General features: G+C 66.2%; 15 protein-coding genes. 9 read left to right on the top strand and 6 right to left on the bottom strand.

The annotated features are described in order from the left end of the window. The first annotated feature begins 49 nt into the window (after nucleotides 1–49). Complete coding sequence (locus AC3A4Z_RS12135) at nucleotides 50–799, top strand: 3-hydroxybutyrate dehydrogenase (protein WP_498711758.1); 750 nt, start codon at nucleotides 50–52, stop codon at nucleotides 797–799. A gap of 79 nt (nucleotides 800–878) precedes the next feature. Here the strand turns inward: AC3A4Z_RS12135 and AC3A4Z_RS12130 are convergent, their stop codons facing one another. Both AC3A4Z_RS12130 and AC3A4Z_RS12125 read right to left on the bottom strand, forming a co-directional pair. Continuing rightward, nucleotides 879–1,142, bottom strand: coding sequence for a hypothetical protein (locus AC3A4Z_RS12130; protein ID WP_498711757.1), 264 nt, complete (start codon nucleotides 1,140–1,142; stop codon nucleotides 879–881). Nucleotides 1,143–1,354: 212 nt separating this feature from the next. Further along, complete coding sequence (locus tag AC3A4Z_RS12125) at nucleotides 1,355–1,744, bottom strand: winged helix-turn-helix transcriptional regulator (RefSeq protein ID WP_493971733.1); 390 nt, start codon at nucleotides 1,742–1,744, stop codon at nucleotides 1,355–1,357. 97 nt (nucleotides 1,745–1,841) lie between these two features. On the opposite strand from AC3A4Z_RS12125, the gene AC3A4Z_RS12120 reads away from it, so the two are divergent. Together AC3A4Z_RS12120 and AC3A4Z_RS12115 are read left to right on the top strand one after the other, a co-directional pair. Beyond that, on the top strand, nucleotides 1,842–2,705 hold the full coding sequence (locus AC3A4Z_RS12120) for an SDR family oxidoreductase (protein ID WP_498711756.1): 864 nt from the start codon (nucleotides 1,842–1,844) through the stop codon (nucleotides 2,703–2,705). Between the two features lie 182 nt (nucleotides 2,706–2,887). Then, entirely contained in the window at nucleotides 2,888–3,319 is a 432-nt protein-coding gene (locus AC3A4Z_RS12115) for an SRPBCC family protein (protein ID WP_498711755.1), read from the top strand. 9 nt (nucleotides 3,320–3,328) lie between these two features. On the opposite strand, the gene AC3A4Z_RS12110 is transcribed toward AC3A4Z_RS12115, so the two are convergent. Further along, nucleotides 3,329–3,964: a LysE family translocator gene (locus AC3A4Z_RS12110; RefSeq protein ID WP_498711754.1), complete on the bottom strand. Its 636-nt coding sequence runs from the start codon at nucleotides 3,962–3,964 to the stop codon at nucleotides 3,329–3,331. Between the two features lie 38 nt (nucleotides 3,965–4,002). After that, nucleotides 4,003–5,496, bottom strand: a complete 1,494-nt coding sequence (locus tag AC3A4Z_RS12105) for an amino acid permease (protein ID WP_498711753.1) — start codon at nucleotides 5,494–5,496, stop codon at nucleotides 4,003–4,005. Nucleotides 5,497–5,743: 247 nt separating this feature from the next. Between AC3A4Z_RS12105 and AC3A4Z_RS12100 the strand changes: the two genes are divergently transcribed. Further along, nucleotides 5,744–6,718, top strand: coding sequence for an NAD(P)-dependent alcohol dehydrogenase (locus AC3A4Z_RS12100; protein WP_498711752.1), 975 nt, complete (start codon nucleotides 5,744–5,746; stop codon nucleotides 6,716–6,718). 6 nt (nucleotides 6,719–6,724) lie between these two features. On the opposite strand, the gene AC3A4Z_RS12095 is transcribed toward AC3A4Z_RS12100, so the two are convergent. Continuing rightward, the gene (locus AC3A4Z_RS12095; RefSeq protein WP_498711751.1) at nucleotides 6,725–7,297 is read right to left on the bottom strand and encodes a DinB family protein; all 573 of its coding nucleotides are present in this window, start codon (nucleotides 7,295–7,297) and stop codon (nucleotides 6,725–6,727) included. Nucleotides 7,298–7,540: 243 nt separating this feature from the next. Here AC3A4Z_RS12095 and AC3A4Z_RS12090 point away from each other — a divergent pair, with 243 nt between their 5' ends. The 5 genes from AC3A4Z_RS12090 (at nucleotide 7,541) to AC3A4Z_RS12070 (ending at nucleotide 13,379) form a co-directional block, all read left to right on the top strand. Continuing rightward, the gene (locus AC3A4Z_RS12090; protein ID WP_455836708.1) at nucleotides 7,541–8,317 is read left to right on the top strand and encodes an IclR family transcriptional regulator; all 777 of its coding nucleotides are present in this window, start codon (nucleotides 7,541–7,543) and stop codon (nucleotides 8,315–8,317) included. A 198-nt stretch (nucleotides 8,318–8,515) separates the two neighbouring features. Continuing rightward, nucleotides 8,516–10,210, top strand: coding sequence for a urocanate hydratase (gene hutU / locus AC3A4Z_RS12085; RefSeq protein ID WP_498711750.1), 1,695 nt, complete (start codon nucleotides 8,516–8,518; stop codon nucleotides 10,208–10,210). Between the two features lie 9 nt (nucleotides 10,211–10,219). After that, a complete protein-coding gene (gene hutH, locus AC3A4Z_RS12080) occupies nucleotides 10,220–11,812 on the top strand; it encodes a histidine ammonia-lyase (RefSeq protein ID WP_498711749.1) in 1,593 nt (530 codons plus the stop codon). A 163-nt stretch (nucleotides 11,813–11,975) separates the two neighbouring features. Further along, on the top strand, nucleotides 11,976–12,212 hold the full coding sequence (locus AC3A4Z_RS12075) for a hypothetical protein (RefSeq protein ID WP_493971743.1): 237 nt from the start codon (nucleotides 11,976–11,978) through the stop codon (nucleotides 12,210–12,212). Between the two features lie 231 nt (nucleotides 12,213–12,443). Then, a complete protein-coding gene (locus AC3A4Z_RS12070; RefSeq protein WP_498711748.1) occupies nucleotides 12,444–13,379 on the top strand; it encodes a fumarylacetoacetate hydrolase family protein in 936 nt (311 codons plus the stop codon). Here the strand turns inward: AC3A4Z_RS12070 and AC3A4Z_RS12065 are convergent. Next, nucleotides 13,376–13,765, bottom strand: coding sequence for a universal stress protein (locus tag AC3A4Z_RS12065; protein ID WP_498711747.1), 390 nt, complete (start codon nucleotides 13,763–13,765; stop codon nucleotides 13,376–13,378). The genes AC3A4Z_RS12070 and AC3A4Z_RS12065 overlap by 4 nt on opposite strands.

Here is a 13,765-nt window from a genome sequence, read left to right as displayed (position 1 = left end):
GCTGCTCCAGCAGCTGGATAGTCTGATGGACGAGGGTAAGGGAACTGCAATGGACAACACTTTGATCGGCCGCAAGGCCCTGGTCACCGGCGGAGCCAGCGGGATCGGCGCCGCGTGCGTCCGCGAACTGGCCGCACGCGGAGCGAAAGTGGTGGTGGCCGACGTCGACTCCGCCGGAGCCGCCGCGCTCGCCGACGAGGTGGGGGGCACCTCCTGGACCGTAGACCTGCTGGACGTGGACTCGCTCGCCACCCTGAGCCTGGACTGCGACATCCTGGTGAACAACGCCGGGATCCAGCGCATCAGCCCCATCGAGGAGTTTGACCCGGTGCAGTTCCGCCGGATCATCGCCCTCATGCTGGAGGCACCGTTCCTGCTGATCCGGGCGGCCCTGCCGCACATGTACACCAACGGGTTCGGGCGCATCATCAACCTCTCGTCCGTGCACGGGATCCGGGCTTCGCCGTTCAAAAGTGCTTATGTCTCCGCCAAGCATGGCCTGGAAGGGCTGAGCAAGGTAACGGCACTCGAGGGCGGCGACCACGGGGTTACGTCCAACTGCATCAACCCCGGCTACGTCCGGACCGCCCTCGTGGAGAAGCAGATCGCGGACCAGGCGCAGGTGCACGGTATTCCGGAATCCGAGGTGCTCGCCAAGGTGATGCTCACCGAATCTGCCATCAAGCGCCTGGTGGAGCCCGAGGAGGTCGCGTCACTGGTTGCGTGGCTTGCCTCCGACCACGCCGGCATGGTCACCGGCGCCAGCTACACCATGGACGGCGGCTGGTCGGCCCGCTAGGGCATCTCCGTCCCCCTGGAGTTTTTGTCCAGATATGCAGATTTTTCCGCTCTCCAGCCCTGCATATCTGGACAAAAACTCAGTCCAGCTGCCTTAGCTGCCGGTGGTCATAGAAGAAGACACCATGGGCCGTGTGCACGCCCACCGCCGTTCTTCGTTGCGAGATGACCACGCCCTCGCGCCGGCCGTTGAAGGGATCATCAGCCACCACTGCGTCCCCGATCCTGTAGGGGGACCGTGGATTGAAGGCGGCCACTACGCGGTCCCACGCTCTCCCGGCCGCCGTGGCAAGGCTGATGGGCTGGCCCAGGCCGGCCGGGTCGGAAACTGCAGTCTTCACCATGCGTACCAACTCCTTGCGGGCGGCAGTGCAGCCACCCACTGGCGGTGCAGTTAACCGGAACGCTCCCAGCAGAGGGCGGCCCTCCTATTCCGGTCGGCACCTTACGCCAAAGCTATGCGCTATTCACACCAGTCACACCAGTAACATGTACTCGCTTTTGACAGGCGGGCATACCTGCTGTTTGTGCTAAGTGCCCACGTGATTCTTGCCCGTCAGCGCTGGCCGTTAACGATCTCTTCCGCGTTCTCGAATGCCCAGGCAGCCAGCGGAACCAGCAGTGCGCTCAGTTCGTAGCCGCGTTCGGTGAGGCTGTAGTCCACCCGCGGCGGAATGACGGGTTGGGCTTTCCGGCTGACCAGGCCGTCGCGCTCAAGGGTCTTGAGGGTCTGCGCAAGCATTTTCTCGCTGATACCTTCGGCCCGCCGGCGCAGTTCACTCCAGCGCTGCTCACCCTCCGACAAGGCCAGCAGGATCAGCAGGCCCCACTTGCTGGTGATGTGGTCCAGTACCGTCCGGCTGGGGCACCCGGCAGGGAAAACGCCGTCGGCAAGCGCTGCGGGGAGGAGTTCGGCGTGCGCAGGAGCGGCGGTACTTACTTTCATGTCAGTACCTTACCTCAAAGTGCGTACTCTCTTTCGGGAAGTATCCTCGCAGCCCGGTGGTTGTGTCCCATGAACAACCCCTACGGAAGGAAGATTCATGAGCATCGTTGTTACCGGCGCAACCGGCCAGCTTGGCCGTCACGTGATCGAGGCACTGCTGGAGCGCAATGTTCCCGCACAGGAGATCGTGGCCACCGGGCGCTCGCTTGAAAAGCTTGCGGACTTCGCGGAGCGCGGCGTCCAGGTAAAGGGCATGGACTACGGTGATCCCGCCTCCGTGGCTGAGGCGCTGAAGGGTGCCTCCAAGGTCCTGCTCATTTCAGGCAGCGAGGTGGGCCGGCGGGTGGAGCAGCACCGTACCGTGATTGACGCCGCGAAGGCGGAGGGCGTTGAACTGCTCGCCTACACGAGTATCGCCAACGCGGACACCACTGGGATGAAGCTGGCCGCCGAGCACCAGGCCACGGAAGCCATCCTGCGGGAATCCGGCGTTCCTTTCGTCCTTCTGCGCAACGGCTGGTACCTCGAGAACTACATGGACCAGCTGCCCGGCACTCTTGCCCAGGGTGCCATCGCGGGAAGCGCCGGGGAAGGCCGGGTCAGCGCCGCTGCCCGGGCCGACTACGCCCACGCCGCTGCCGCTGTCCTGGTTGCCGACGGCCAGGCGGGCAGGATCTACGAGCTGGGTGGCGACGAGCCGTTCACCATGGCGGAGCTTGCCGCAGAGATCAGCGCTGCCGCAGGAAAGCACATTTCCTACCAGGACCTTCCGGCGCAGGAATATGCCGGAATGCTGGCCGGCTTCGGAGTACCGGAAGCATTCGCGGACATCCTCGCCGATTCCGATCTTGGCATCGCCCGCGGCGACCTCTTGGTCAGCACCGGTGACCTGCGCAAGCTGATCGGGCGGCCGGCCACTTCATTGGCTGAAGCTGTACGCTCGGGCGTCGTCGAAGCCTGACGGTCGAAGCTTGACGGAACGGTCCTGGTTGCCCGGCCTTGCCTGCAGGCCAACCAGGACCGAAGCCGGCGGTCCAACCGCATTGCGCCGCTGCATCCACCGGCGTGATGATAGGCGGAGCAGCGCGTTACCCTGCAGGCAGCCGAACGCTTGGAGTGATGATCATGCCGGAACGTCACATCATGGTGCAACGCCGCATGGCGGCGTCCACGGGTTCGGTATGGGCGCTCTACGCGGACTTCCCGAACCTCGGGAACCATTGGAGTGGCTTGAGGGCCACGAGAGCTATCGGTGACCAGACCAGCGGCGTGGGCGCCCGCCGTCACGTGGACCTGAAGCCGATAGGCAGCATGGAGGAGACCGTCACCGTCTGGGAGGAAGGCCGCCGGATCGATACCGGGAACCAGCCGAGTGCGTTGGTGCCGTTCAAGCGGGCCGCCTCCTCGCTCAGGCTCGAGCAGGACGGCAACGGGACTCTGGCCACCTTCAACTACCGGTATGTTCCCCGGGGCGGCGTCATCGGCCGCTTCACCGGCCCGTTGATCGACAGGATGCTGACGGCGACATTCACCGACATGCTGGCCGCCACCGGGGCGGCCGCGGCGCAGCGGTGACGAGGGCACTTAGGACTTGCTGCCCGTCAGTGCCAGTGTTCCGCCGAGGCCGATCATCATGACTCCGCCTGCGGCGCTGAGGCTGGCGATGCGCTTCGGGGAGCGGGCGAACCAGTGCCGGGCGGTGCCCGCGGCCAGGGCCCAGATGCTGTCCGAAACAAGTGCTATCACCAGGAAAATGACACCCAGCAACGCGAGTTGAAGCGGAATGCTGCCTGCCGCATAGTCAACGAACTGGGGGAGCACCGCCACAAAGAACACGATCGTCTTGGGGTTCGTGGCACCCACCAGGAAACCCTCCCGCACCATGCGCCAGGTGGACGACGGCGGCACCGGGCCGGCCGCCGCCGTCGTTCCGCCCCGGTGCCGGATCGCCTGGATGCCGAGGTACACCAGGTAGGCTGCCCCGGCGATTTTGATGATGGTGAACAGCACCAACGACTGTGCCAGGACTACACCAACCCCAAGGGCCACGGCGATGATCTGCGGCACCATCCCCAGGGCGTTGCCCAGCACACTCAGGAGTCCGCCCTTGCGTCCGAGGGCGAGCGAACGGCCGATGACAAACAGCACGCTGGGGCCGGGGATGGCGATGAGGACCAGCGAGGTCAGGGCAAACGCCAGGACGTTGGGGAACGGAACCATGCCTGATGATAGCCCTGGCCCCGGCAGGGGGTCGATGCTTAGCTGCCGGTGGAAACAGCGGTGGTGACCACCGGCAGCGGCGACGTTTCGTCCACAAGTTCGGCCCGCCGTCGTCCGTCACCCTTGATCCATAAGCGGTACGCAAGGACGAGGAGCGCAAGCCAGGCGCCGCCAACATACAAGGCGATGCGGGTGTCTTCGAAGGCGCCGAGGACGGCGATCACCAACGCCATGAAGGCGATGGTGAGGACCGACGCGGCAGGCCACCACGGCGAAGGGAATTCCGACGCCGGCAGGCCGCTGCGCGCGATTTCCCGCTTCATGGCCACATGCGAAGCAAGGATCATCACCCAGACCCAGACGGTGGCGAACGTCGCGATGGATGCGATGAGGATAAAGACGTCCTCGGGAATGACTGCGTTCAGGACCACGCCCACCAGGAGGATGCCCGCCATCATCACTACCGTCATCCACGGCACCCCATGCCGGGACACCTTGCCGAAAGCAGCCGGGGCGTGACCTTGGCGGGAGAGCCCGAAGAGGATGCGGCCCGCGCCGAAGATGTCGCTGTTGATGGCGGAGAGTGCGGCGGTGATCACCACGGCGTTCAGGATATGCGGGGCGGCGGGGATGCCCAGCCCGCTGAAAATCTGGACGAAGGGGCTGCCGTTGCTGCCGATCTCGTTCCACGGGAAGAGGCTCATGAGCACGCCCAGGGTGAGGACGTAGAACAGCAGGACGCGGACGGGGACGGTGTTGACTGCCTTGGGGATGACCTTCTTGGGGTCGGCTGCCTCGCCCGCGGTGATGCCGAGGGTCTCGATCCCGCCGAAGGCGAACATCACCACGGCGAAGGATGCGAGCAGTCCTTCGAAGCCGAACGGGAGGAATCCGCCGTGCTCCACGAGGTTGCCCAGGCCTGGCGCGACAGTTGTACCGGCAGCCTGGAAGCCGAAGACGATAATGGCGGCGCCGCCGGCGATCATGGCGATGATGGCCGCCACCTTGATAAGCGAGAACCAGAATTCGAGTTCGCCGAAGACCTTCACGCTCAGCAGGTTCAGGGCGGCCAGGAAGAAGATGATCGCCAGGATCCAGACCCAGCGCTCCACTTGGGGGAACCAGAAGCCCATGTAGATACTGAACGCTGTGACATCGGCGATAGCCACGATGGCCATTTCAAACACGTAGGTCCAGCCGGTGATGAAGCCGGCCAGCGGGCCGAGATAGCGGCTGGCGTACTGGCCGAAGGAGCCGGACACCGGGTGCCGGACGGCCATTTCACCGAGCGCGCGCATCACCATAAAAACTGCCGCGCCGCCGATGATGTAGGCCAGCAGTACGGCCGGGCCGGCCTTCTGGATTGCGGAGGCTGAACCGTAGAAGAGGCCGGTGCCGATTGCCGAGCCGAGGGCCATGAACCGGATGTGGCGCACGTTCAGCCCCCGGTTCAGGACGCTTCCGACGGCGGCAGCCGGCTTCTGATTTCCGGCGGCACTTTCGTTCCGGGTGGGGCTTGGTGCTTGTTGCATACAAATACCTTCTCGTCTTTGGGAGGGGGCCGGTAACCAGCAGACCACTTCCGCGGCTGACGTGATGAGCCTCACGGGGGCTTGGTGTCTTTGATTCCAGACGAGGCGCTGATTTGTGTGCTTTTCCGGTCCGCGCCTGAAGAACCCTTGACTCGACCCCGGCTTTTCCTTACTTTGAGGGGCCGCCGGTAACCGGGCGGATGAGCTGCGTGACGTTGCGCTCCCGTACCAGCCCCATAAGGAGATCATGGTGAAAGCGATCGTGCAGGACGTTTACGGATCGGCGGACGTGCTGGAGCTACGGGAAATTGCCCGGCCTGAGCCCCGCGACGGCGAGGTGCTGATCCGCGTGCGGGCGGCCGGCGTCGACCAGGGTGTGTGGCACCTGATGACCGGGCTGCCGTACCTCGTCCGGCTTTTTGGCTACGGGCTGAAGAAGCCGAAAGTCCCCGTCCGGGGCCGGGAAGTGGCCGGTGTTGTGGAAGCAGTCGGCCGTGGAGCGGCCCGCATTGCTCCCGGAGACGAGGTGTTTGGAACCTGCGACGGGTCCTTTGCCGAGTATGCCTGTGCCAAGGAGGACAAGGTGGCCCGCAAGCCCGCCGGCCTGTCCTTCGAAGAAGCGGCGGCTGCGCCGATCTCCGGTGTCACCGCCCTGCAGGCTGTCCGCGACGCGGGCCAGGTCACGGTCGGCCAGAAGGTGCTGATCCTGGGCGCGGGCGGGGGAGTGGGGTCCTTCGCGGTCCAGCTCGCCAAGGCCTTCGGCGCAGAGGTGACAGGCGTTTGCAGCACCGGCAAGGTGGAGCTGGTGCGTTCCCTCGGGGCGGATGCCGTCATCGACTACACCACAACCGATATTGCGGACGTCGGGAAGCTGTACGACGTCATCCTTGACACAGCCGGCAACCGGCCGCTGTCCCTCCTGCGCCGGCTGCTCTTCCCCAAGGGCACCCTGGTGATCATTGGCGGCGAAAGCGGCGGCAAACTGACCGGCGGGTTTCAGCGGTCCCTTGGTGCGCCGCTGGCCTCCTTGTTTGCCCGCCGGAAGTTCAAGGGGCTCGTCGCCAAGGAAACGCACCTGGATCTCGAGGCCCTGGCGTCGCTGATGGAAGCCGGCAGCGTCAGGCCCGCGGTGGACAAGGTCTTTCCCCTTGCCGAAGCGCCGGCCGCCATGCGGTACCTCCGCGAAGGGCGGGCGCGCGGCAAGGTTGTCGTCAGGATCTGATCGAAATCATGCCTGCCTCGCCGCAGCTTCGATGGCGGCGCGGTGGGCCGCCCATTCTTCGGCGCTGCGCCTGGTGAGGTTCGGATCACCCGGGCGCTGCCCGGCACTGCCGTCGATGAGTTCACGCAGGATGTCTGCGTGGCCCAGGTGATGGGAACGCTCGGCAACCATGTGGACCAGGATCTGGTGCAGGGTGACGTCGCGCCGGTCCTCCGGCCACCACGGGACCACTCCGGGGGCGTCGGCGGGCAATGCTTCGATGGTCGCGTCGCTGTGCGCAGCGGCGAAGCGGTGCAGCTCGATGATGTCCTCACGGGACTCGTCAGCGGTCGCCCACATGTCCGCATCCGGAACAGCGGCCTCGTCCAGCCAGGGAAGGTGTCGTCCGCTGGGGCGGCCGAACACCACGCCGAAATAGTCCACCTCCACGCTGGCCACATGTTTGACCAAGCCCAGCAGGTTGGTTCCCGTGGGCGTAAGCGGCCGGCGGACGTCGTACTCGCCTAGGCCGTCCAGTTTGCCGAGCAGGTCGTCACGCCTGGCCCGGAGGTAGCGGTGCAGCGTCTCTTTTTCGTCCATAGCGGGACTCTACCCAATAACGGTCTTGCCGCGGCTGGGCAGTAGGTCCGGGGGCGTGCGTGTATGTCTCGTATTCCAGACAGCAGGCGTGTTTGGATGAAGTTTGCGAGCCGGAGGAGGGCGCAAGCTTAAGTACGGGATCCCGGATAGCAATGAGATGCAGAGCGAAATACGAAGGAGGCTCCGGTGTTAGCTACGGAAGCAGTGCCGCAGGCCGGCGTCGAATCAAAAGCGGCCTCGAAGATGGCATCGAAGGTGCCCGCTGCGGAAAACACGCTCCGCATCCTCAAGCTGCTCGCGTCGAGGCGGGGGCCGATGGCGGCGTCGCAGATTGCTTCCACCCTGGGCCTGCCCCGGTCCAGCGTCTACCACCTGCTCGGCGTGATGGAGGCGAACGGCTTTGTCCTCCACCTGCATGAGGAGCAGCGGTACGGGCTCGGCATCAGTGCATTCGAGCTCAGTTCTGCCTACTCGCGTCAGGAGCCGCTGTCCCGGCTCGGCCGGCCCCTGCTCGCAAGCCTCGTCGACGCCCTCGGCGAGAGTGCCCACCTGGCCGTGCTGCATGGCCGCGACGTGCTCTACATCGTCGAGGAACGGGCCAAGAACCGGCCGTCCCTGGTGACCGACGTCGGCGTCCGGCTCCCCAGCCACCTCACCGCCAGCGGGCGGGCCATCCTCGCCGCGCTGCCCAAGTCCCAGGTGCGCGCCCTGTACCCTAATGCCGCCGCCTTCACGGCCCGGCACGAGGTGGAGGGCGCCATCATGAAGTACTCCGCACTGTCCTCCCACCTGGACCAGGTCCGGCAGCGCGGCTATGCCACTGAACACGGCGAAGTGACCCCGGGTTTCGGCTCCATCGCCGCCGCCGTCACGGATCACTTGGGATGGCCGACGGCGGCAGTGGCCGTGACCTTCCTCGAGGACAAGTTGCCCGTGGAGGAATGGCCGGTGCTGGCCGGCCGGGTCCAGAAGGTCGCCGACGAACTGTCGCTCCGGCTCCACGGCCGCCCGGTCAAGTAGCGCCTCCTCACTTTTCCCCATCACCTTTGGTCGCAACCGGGGGTTTTGGCAGCCAAAAGCGACGGGGCAACTGGAGGGCTGGAAGCGTCTGGAATACCGGACAGCACCCTCCCGAAACCACTGTAAAGGCCCGCCGCCAAGGGCTTTAGTTGATACAGAACTTCTTTGAAATAACAGACACAACGAAAAGGAGCCATCATGGCACCCGCCGATTTCACCACCGGTGCCCGCCCGGTCAAAGCTGCCCGGGGCACGGAGCTCACTGCCAAGTCGTGGCAGACCGAAGCGCCGCTGCGGATGCTGATGAACAACCTGGACCCCGAGGTGGCTGAGCGTCCGGATGACCTGGTGGTCTACGGCGGCACTGGCCGGGCCGTCCGTTCCTGGGCCGCTTTCGACGCGATCACCCGCACCCTGGAAACCATGGAGAAGGACGAGACCCTCCTGGTCCAGTCCGGCAAGCCTGTGGGTGTGTTCCGCACTAACGAGTGGGCCCCGCGGGTGCTGCTGGCCAACTCCAACCTCGTGGGCGACTGGGCCACCTGGCCCGAGTTCCGCCGTCTGGAGGCCGAAGGCCTGATGATGTACGGGCAGATGACCGCGGGGTCCTGGATCTACATCGGCACCCAGGGCATCCTGCAGGGCACCTTCGAAACGTTCGCCGCGATCGCGCGCAAGCTCACCGGCGATGAGAACGGCACCCTGGCAGGAACCCTCACCTTGACCGGTGGCTGCGGCGGCATGGGCGGCGCGCAGCCGCTGGCCGTCACCCTGAACGAGGGCGCCTGCCTGATTGTCGACGTCGACGAGACCCGCCTGCGCCGCCGCGCCGGCAAGCGGTACCTCGATGAGGTGGAAACCGACCTCGACGCCGCCATCGCCAAGGTCCTGGCGGCCAAGGAAGAGCGCCGCGGCTGGTCCGTGGGCTACGTGGGCAACGCCGCCGAGGTGTTCCCCGAGATCCTGCGCCGCCACCAGGCCGGGGAACTCACCGTGGACATCGTCACCGACCAGACCTCCGCCCACGATCCGCTGTCCTACCTGCCCGAAGGCATCACGGTGGCCGAGTGGCACCGCGAGGCCGAAGCCGACCCCGAGGGCTTCACCAAGAAGGCCCAGGCCTCCATGGCCCGGCACGTGCAGGCGATGGTGGAGTTCCAGGACGCCGGCGCCGAGGTCTTCGACTACGGCAACTCCATCCGCGACGAAGCACGCAAGGGCGGCTACACCCGGGCGTTCGAGTTCCCCGGCTTCGTTCCGGCCTACATCCGTCCGCTGTTCTGCGAGGGCCTGGGCCCGTTCCGCTGGGTGGCCCTGTCCGGGGACCCCGAAGACATCCGCGTCACCGACGAGGCCATCAAGGAACTGTTCCCCGAGAACAAGCACCTGCACCGCTGGATCGACGCCGCCCAGGACCGGGTCGAGTTCGAAGGCCTGCCGGCACGCATCTGCTGGCTCGGCTACGGCGAACGGGCCAAGGCCGGGCTGCTGTTCAACCGGCTCGTGAAGGAAGGCAAGGTCAAGGCGCCCATCGTGATCGGCCGCGACCACCTGGACTCGGGCTCCGTAGCCTCCCCGTACCGCGAAACCGAGGCCATGGCCGACGGCTCGGACGCCATCGCCGACTGGCCCATGCTCAACGCCCTGCTCAACACCGCCTCCGGCGCCACCTGGGTCTCGCTGCACCACGGCGGCGGCGTCGGCATCGGCCGGTCCATCCACGCCGGCCAGGTTTCGGTCGCCGACGGCACCGACCTCGCCGCACAGAAACTCGAACGCCTCCTCACCAACGACCCCGGCATGGGCGTCATCCGCCACGCCGACGCCGGCTACGACCGCGCCCTCGACGTCGCCAAAGAACGCGGCGTCCGCATCCCCATGAACGAGAAGTAGGAACCACAAGTGACTCTTACAACCCACGAACCGCTGACCGTCACCCTCGGCTCCGCCGGCGTCACGCCCGGGGACGTTGTCGCCGTCGCACGCCACAACGCCAAGGTGGCACTCTCTGCGGAAGCGCTCGAAACGGTCGCCAAGGTGCGCGCCCACATCGACGACCTCGCCTCCAGCGACGTCCCGGCGTACGGCATCTCCACCGGCTTCGGCGCCCTCGCCAACCGCCACATCCCCAACGAACTGCGCACCCAGCTCCAGAAGAGCCTGATCCGCAGCCACGCCGCGGGCATGGGCCCGGCGGTGGAACGCGAAGTGGTGCGCGGCATCATGTTCCTGCGCGCCAAGACCCTCGCGTCCGGCCGCACCGGCGTCCGCCCCGTGGTCCTGCAGACCATGGTGGACGTCCTCAACGCCGGCATCACCCCCGTGGTCCGCGAGTTCGGGTCGCTGGGCTGCTCCGGGGACCTCGCCCCGCTGTCCCACTGCGCCCTGGTCCTGATGGGCGAGGGCCAGGCGGAAGGGCCCGACGGCGAATTGGTGGGCGCCGCAGGTCAGCGCACCGTAGCGGAGCTGCTCGCCGATCACGGCATCGGACCCGTCACCCTCGCCGAGAAGGAAGGCTTGGCCCTGGTCAACGGCACCGAGGGCATGCTGGGCATGCTCCTGATGGCCATTGCCGACCTTCGCCAGCTGCTGACGACGGCGGACATCACCGCCGCGCTCAGCGTCGAGGCCCTGCTGGGCACCGACCAGGTGTTCCTGCCCGAGCTGCACGCCGCCCTCCGTCCCCACCCGGGACAGGCGGCCAGCGCGGACAACATGCTGCGCGTGCTGTCCGATTCGCCCATCGTGGCCTCCCACAAGGTGGGGGACTCGCGGGTGCAGGACGCCTACTCGCTCCGCTGTGCACCGCAGGTGGCCGGCGCGGTCAGGGACACGCTGGACCACGCTGCCCTGGTGGCATCGCGCGAACTGGCCGCGGCCATCGACAACCCGGTGGTCCTGCCGGACGGGCGGGTGAGCTCCAACGGCAACTTCCATGGAGCCCCCGTGGCCTACGTCCTGGACTTCCTGGCGATCGCCGTTGCCGACCTGAGCTCAATCGCCGAGCGGCGGACGGACCGGATGCTGGATCCGGCGCGTTCCCACGGCCTTCCCGCCTTCCTTGCCGCTGACCCCGGAGTGGATTCGGGCCTGATGATTGCCCAGTACACCCAGGCAGGGCTTGTGTCCGACAACAAACGGCTGGCCGTTCCGGCGTCCGTGGACTCCATCCCAAGTTCGGCCATGCAGGAAGACCATGTGTCCATGGGCTGGCACGCGGCGCGCAAACTGCGCAAGGCAGTGGAGAACCTGCGCCGCGTCCTGGCCATCGAACTGGTGACCTCGGCGCGGGCGCTGGACATCCGCACGCAGCTCTCGGGCGGTGTGCTGACTCCGGGACCGGCGGGCACTGCCGTCGTCGCTGCCCTCCGCGCAGTGGTGGACGGGCCGGGGACGGACCGGTTCCTGTCGCCCGAACTCGAAGCGGCTGACCAGTTCGTCGCAGCAGGTGAGGTGCGCCGGGCGGCCGAATCCGCCGTCGGCTCACTGGCGTAAGGAAGAAGAATCTTCGGAACCGCATCACTAACCGTCCGCCTGGTGAAATTTACGCCGACACGGTCATCGGGCGGGCGGGGAGTGTAGTAGAACTGAAGATGTAGTGAAAGTCACATCAAAGAGGCTGTGGCGGAAGAACATATACAAAGGGGTAGAAGTTCAAATGAAAGCACGTGGGGCAGTCTTATCGAGGCGCAATGCCCATTCCGCCGCTGTTTCCGACTGGAGGACCCTCCGGGCCGGGGAACGCGTCGAGATCATCAAGCAGGCGCATGTGGTGGCCACCGGGGAGGTGGAGGAAGTCTCCCAGAGCGGCAACGTTTTGTGGCTTGTGCCCTCTGGTCCCGCCGAGAAGCAACTCTTTTTGAAGTCCGACGGCGTTCAGGTGCGCCGCGGCTGACAGCTTAGGCAATACAACCAAAAGTTCCCGCCCTGCGTGCTGCAGGGCGGGAACTTTTGTTTGTGCGTCGAAGAGGAAGGAGCCGGCAGGCGTTCCAAACTTCCGTGAACCTGCCCCCGCAGGCGCAGTCACAATCGGCGCGCTGGCGAAGTCCCGTCCGGCTCGGACACCATGGTGGTAAGCCATCATCAACCGGATTGCGGCCGGACTGCGGAGAGAAGGACATCCTGTATGAAGATCATGCGCCTCGGAGACATCGGCAAGGAACAGCCGGCCGTTCTGGCACGGTCCGCCGACGGAGGGGAAGAGTACTTCAGCCTGCTGCCCCTGACCGGCGACGTTAACGGCGCCTTCCTCGCCGGCGGCGGCCTTGCGAAGGTGCGGGAAGCCCTCGATGCCGGCACCCTGCCGGTTCTTGAGGGAGCCGCCCGGCTGCGGGTGGGCGCTCCGGTGGCGCGTCCGGGTGCGGTAGTGGGCATCGGCATGAACTACGCCGCGCACGCGGCGGAGTCCGGCTCGGCACCACCTGAGATTCCGGTCGTGTTCCTGAAGCCGACAAACACCGTCACAGGTCCCTTTGACCCTGCCCCGGTTCCGCCGCATTCCACCCAGTACGACTGGGAGGTGGAGTTGGGCATTGTGATCGGCCGGGAGGCCAGCTACCTGGAGTCCGTGGAGGCGGCCCGGGACTGCATCGCCGGATACGTCACTGCCAACGACTTCTCTGAGCGTGAATACCAGATTCCCGGTGCGGCCGGCCAGTGGACCAAGGGCAAATCCATGCCCGGTTCAACGCCCCTGGGCCCGTGGCTGGTTCCGGCGGAGCAGATCGACGCCGGCAACCTGCCCCTGCGCAGCCTGGTGAACGGTGAACCCCGGCAGGACTCGTCCACCGCCGGGCTGATCTTCGACGTCGCCACTCTGGTGCATCACTGCAGCCAGTACATGCGGCTGGAGCCCGGCGATGTGATCATCACCGGGACTCCAGAAGGTGTTGCGCTCAGCGGCCGCTTCCCTTACCTGCAGCCGGGGGACGTGGTGGAGGTTGAGGTTGAAGGCCTGGGGCGCCAGCGCCAGGAACTGTTCCGCGCACGTCCAGCAAGCGCCCGGCCGGCCAGGCAGGCGCCTGGGGTGCAGGCGCCGCAGGGACAGCTTCAGTCCAGCTAGGCCTTTACGGCCAGGACGGGGCAGTCGGCTTCCAGCAGGATCCGCTGGGACACGCTGCCCATGATGAGTTTGCCCACCGGTGTGCGGCGCCGCAGCCCGATCACGATCAGCTCGGCGTTGTTCTCCTCCGCGGCGTCCAGGACTTCAGCGGCGGCATCGTGGCCACGGACCGGCTGCTTGATCACGTGGTCGATGCCCTGGGTGGCCAGCCGGTCCTCGATGCTCTGGATCTCCGGCTCCTGGGCGTAGCGGTTGTCCACCAGGGCGTCGCCCTTGGACGAGTTGATGACCAGGAGCCTCGTGTTGTTCTTCCGGGCTTCGGCGATGGCCTGCGTCAGGGCTGCTTCACCCTCGGGGGTCGGGACGTATCCCACCACGATGGTCAT

This window comes from Arthrobacter sp. Soil_C_49, assembly GCF_057656635.1.
The sequence above is the reverse complement of the archived record's forward strand: the minus strand, read 5'-3'. Positions and strand labels throughout refer to the sequence as shown.

What these genes read in the sequence shown, in the direction of transcription:
- AC3A4Z_RS12065 (WP_498711747.1), bottom strand. Translation starts at nt 13,765, where the DNA reads ATGACCATCGTGGTGGGATACGTCCCGACCCCCGAGGGTGAAGCAGCC.
- AC3A4Z_RS12100 (WP_498711752.1), top strand. Translation starts at nt 5,744, where the DNA reads ATGGTGAAAGCGATCGTGCAGGACGTTTACGGATCGGCGGACGTGCTG.
- AC3A4Z_RS12115 (WP_498711755.1), top strand. Translation starts at nt 2,888, where the DNA reads ATGGTGCAACGCCGCATGGCGGCGTCCACGGGTTCGGTATGGGCGCTC.
- AC3A4Z_RS12105 (WP_498711753.1), bottom strand. Translation starts at nt 5,496, where the DNA reads ATGCAACAAGCACCAAGCCCCACCCGGAACGAAAGTGCCGCCGGAAAT.
- AC3A4Z_RS12125 (WP_493971733.1), bottom strand. Translation starts at nt 1,744, where the DNA reads ATGAAAGTAAGTACCGCCGCTCCTGCGCACGCCGAACTCCTCCCCGCA.
- AC3A4Z_RS12130 (WP_498711757.1), bottom strand. Translation starts at nt 1,142, where the DNA reads ATGGTGAAGACTGCAGTTTCCGACCCGGCCGGCCTGGGCCAGCCCATC.
- AC3A4Z_RS12135 (WP_498711758.1), top strand. Translation starts at nt 50, where the DNA reads ATGGACAACACTTTGATCGGCCGCAAGGCCCTGGTCACCGGCGGAGCC.
- AC3A4Z_RS12120 (WP_498711756.1), top strand. Translation starts at nt 1,842, where the DNA reads ATGAGCATCGTTGTTACCGGCGCAACCGGCCAGCTTGGCCGTCACGTG.
- AC3A4Z_RS12090 (WP_455836708.1), top strand. Translation starts at nt 7,541, where the DNA reads ATGGCATCGAAGGTGCCCGCTGCGGAAAACACGCTCCGCATCCTCAAG.
- hutU (WP_498711750.1), top strand. Translation starts at nt 8,516, where the DNA reads ATGGCACCCGCCGATTTCACCACCGGTGCCCGCCCGGTCAAAGCTGCC.
- AC3A4Z_RS12070 (WP_498711748.1), top strand. Translation starts at nt 12,444, where the DNA reads ATGAAGATCATGCGCCTCGGAGACATCGGCAAGGAACAGCCGGCCGTT.
- AC3A4Z_RS12110 (WP_498711754.1), bottom strand. Translation starts at nt 3,964, where the DNA reads ATGGTTCCGTTCCCCAACGTCCTGGCGTTTGCCCTGACCTCGCTGGTC.
- AC3A4Z_RS12095 (WP_498711751.1), bottom strand. Translation starts at nt 7,297, where the DNA reads ATGGACGAAAAAGAGACGCTGCACCGCTACCTCCGGGCCAGGCGTGAC.
- AC3A4Z_RS12075 (WP_493971743.1), top strand. Translation starts at nt 11,976, where the DNA reads ATGAAAGCACGTGGGGCAGTCTTATCGAGGCGCAATGCCCATTCCGCC.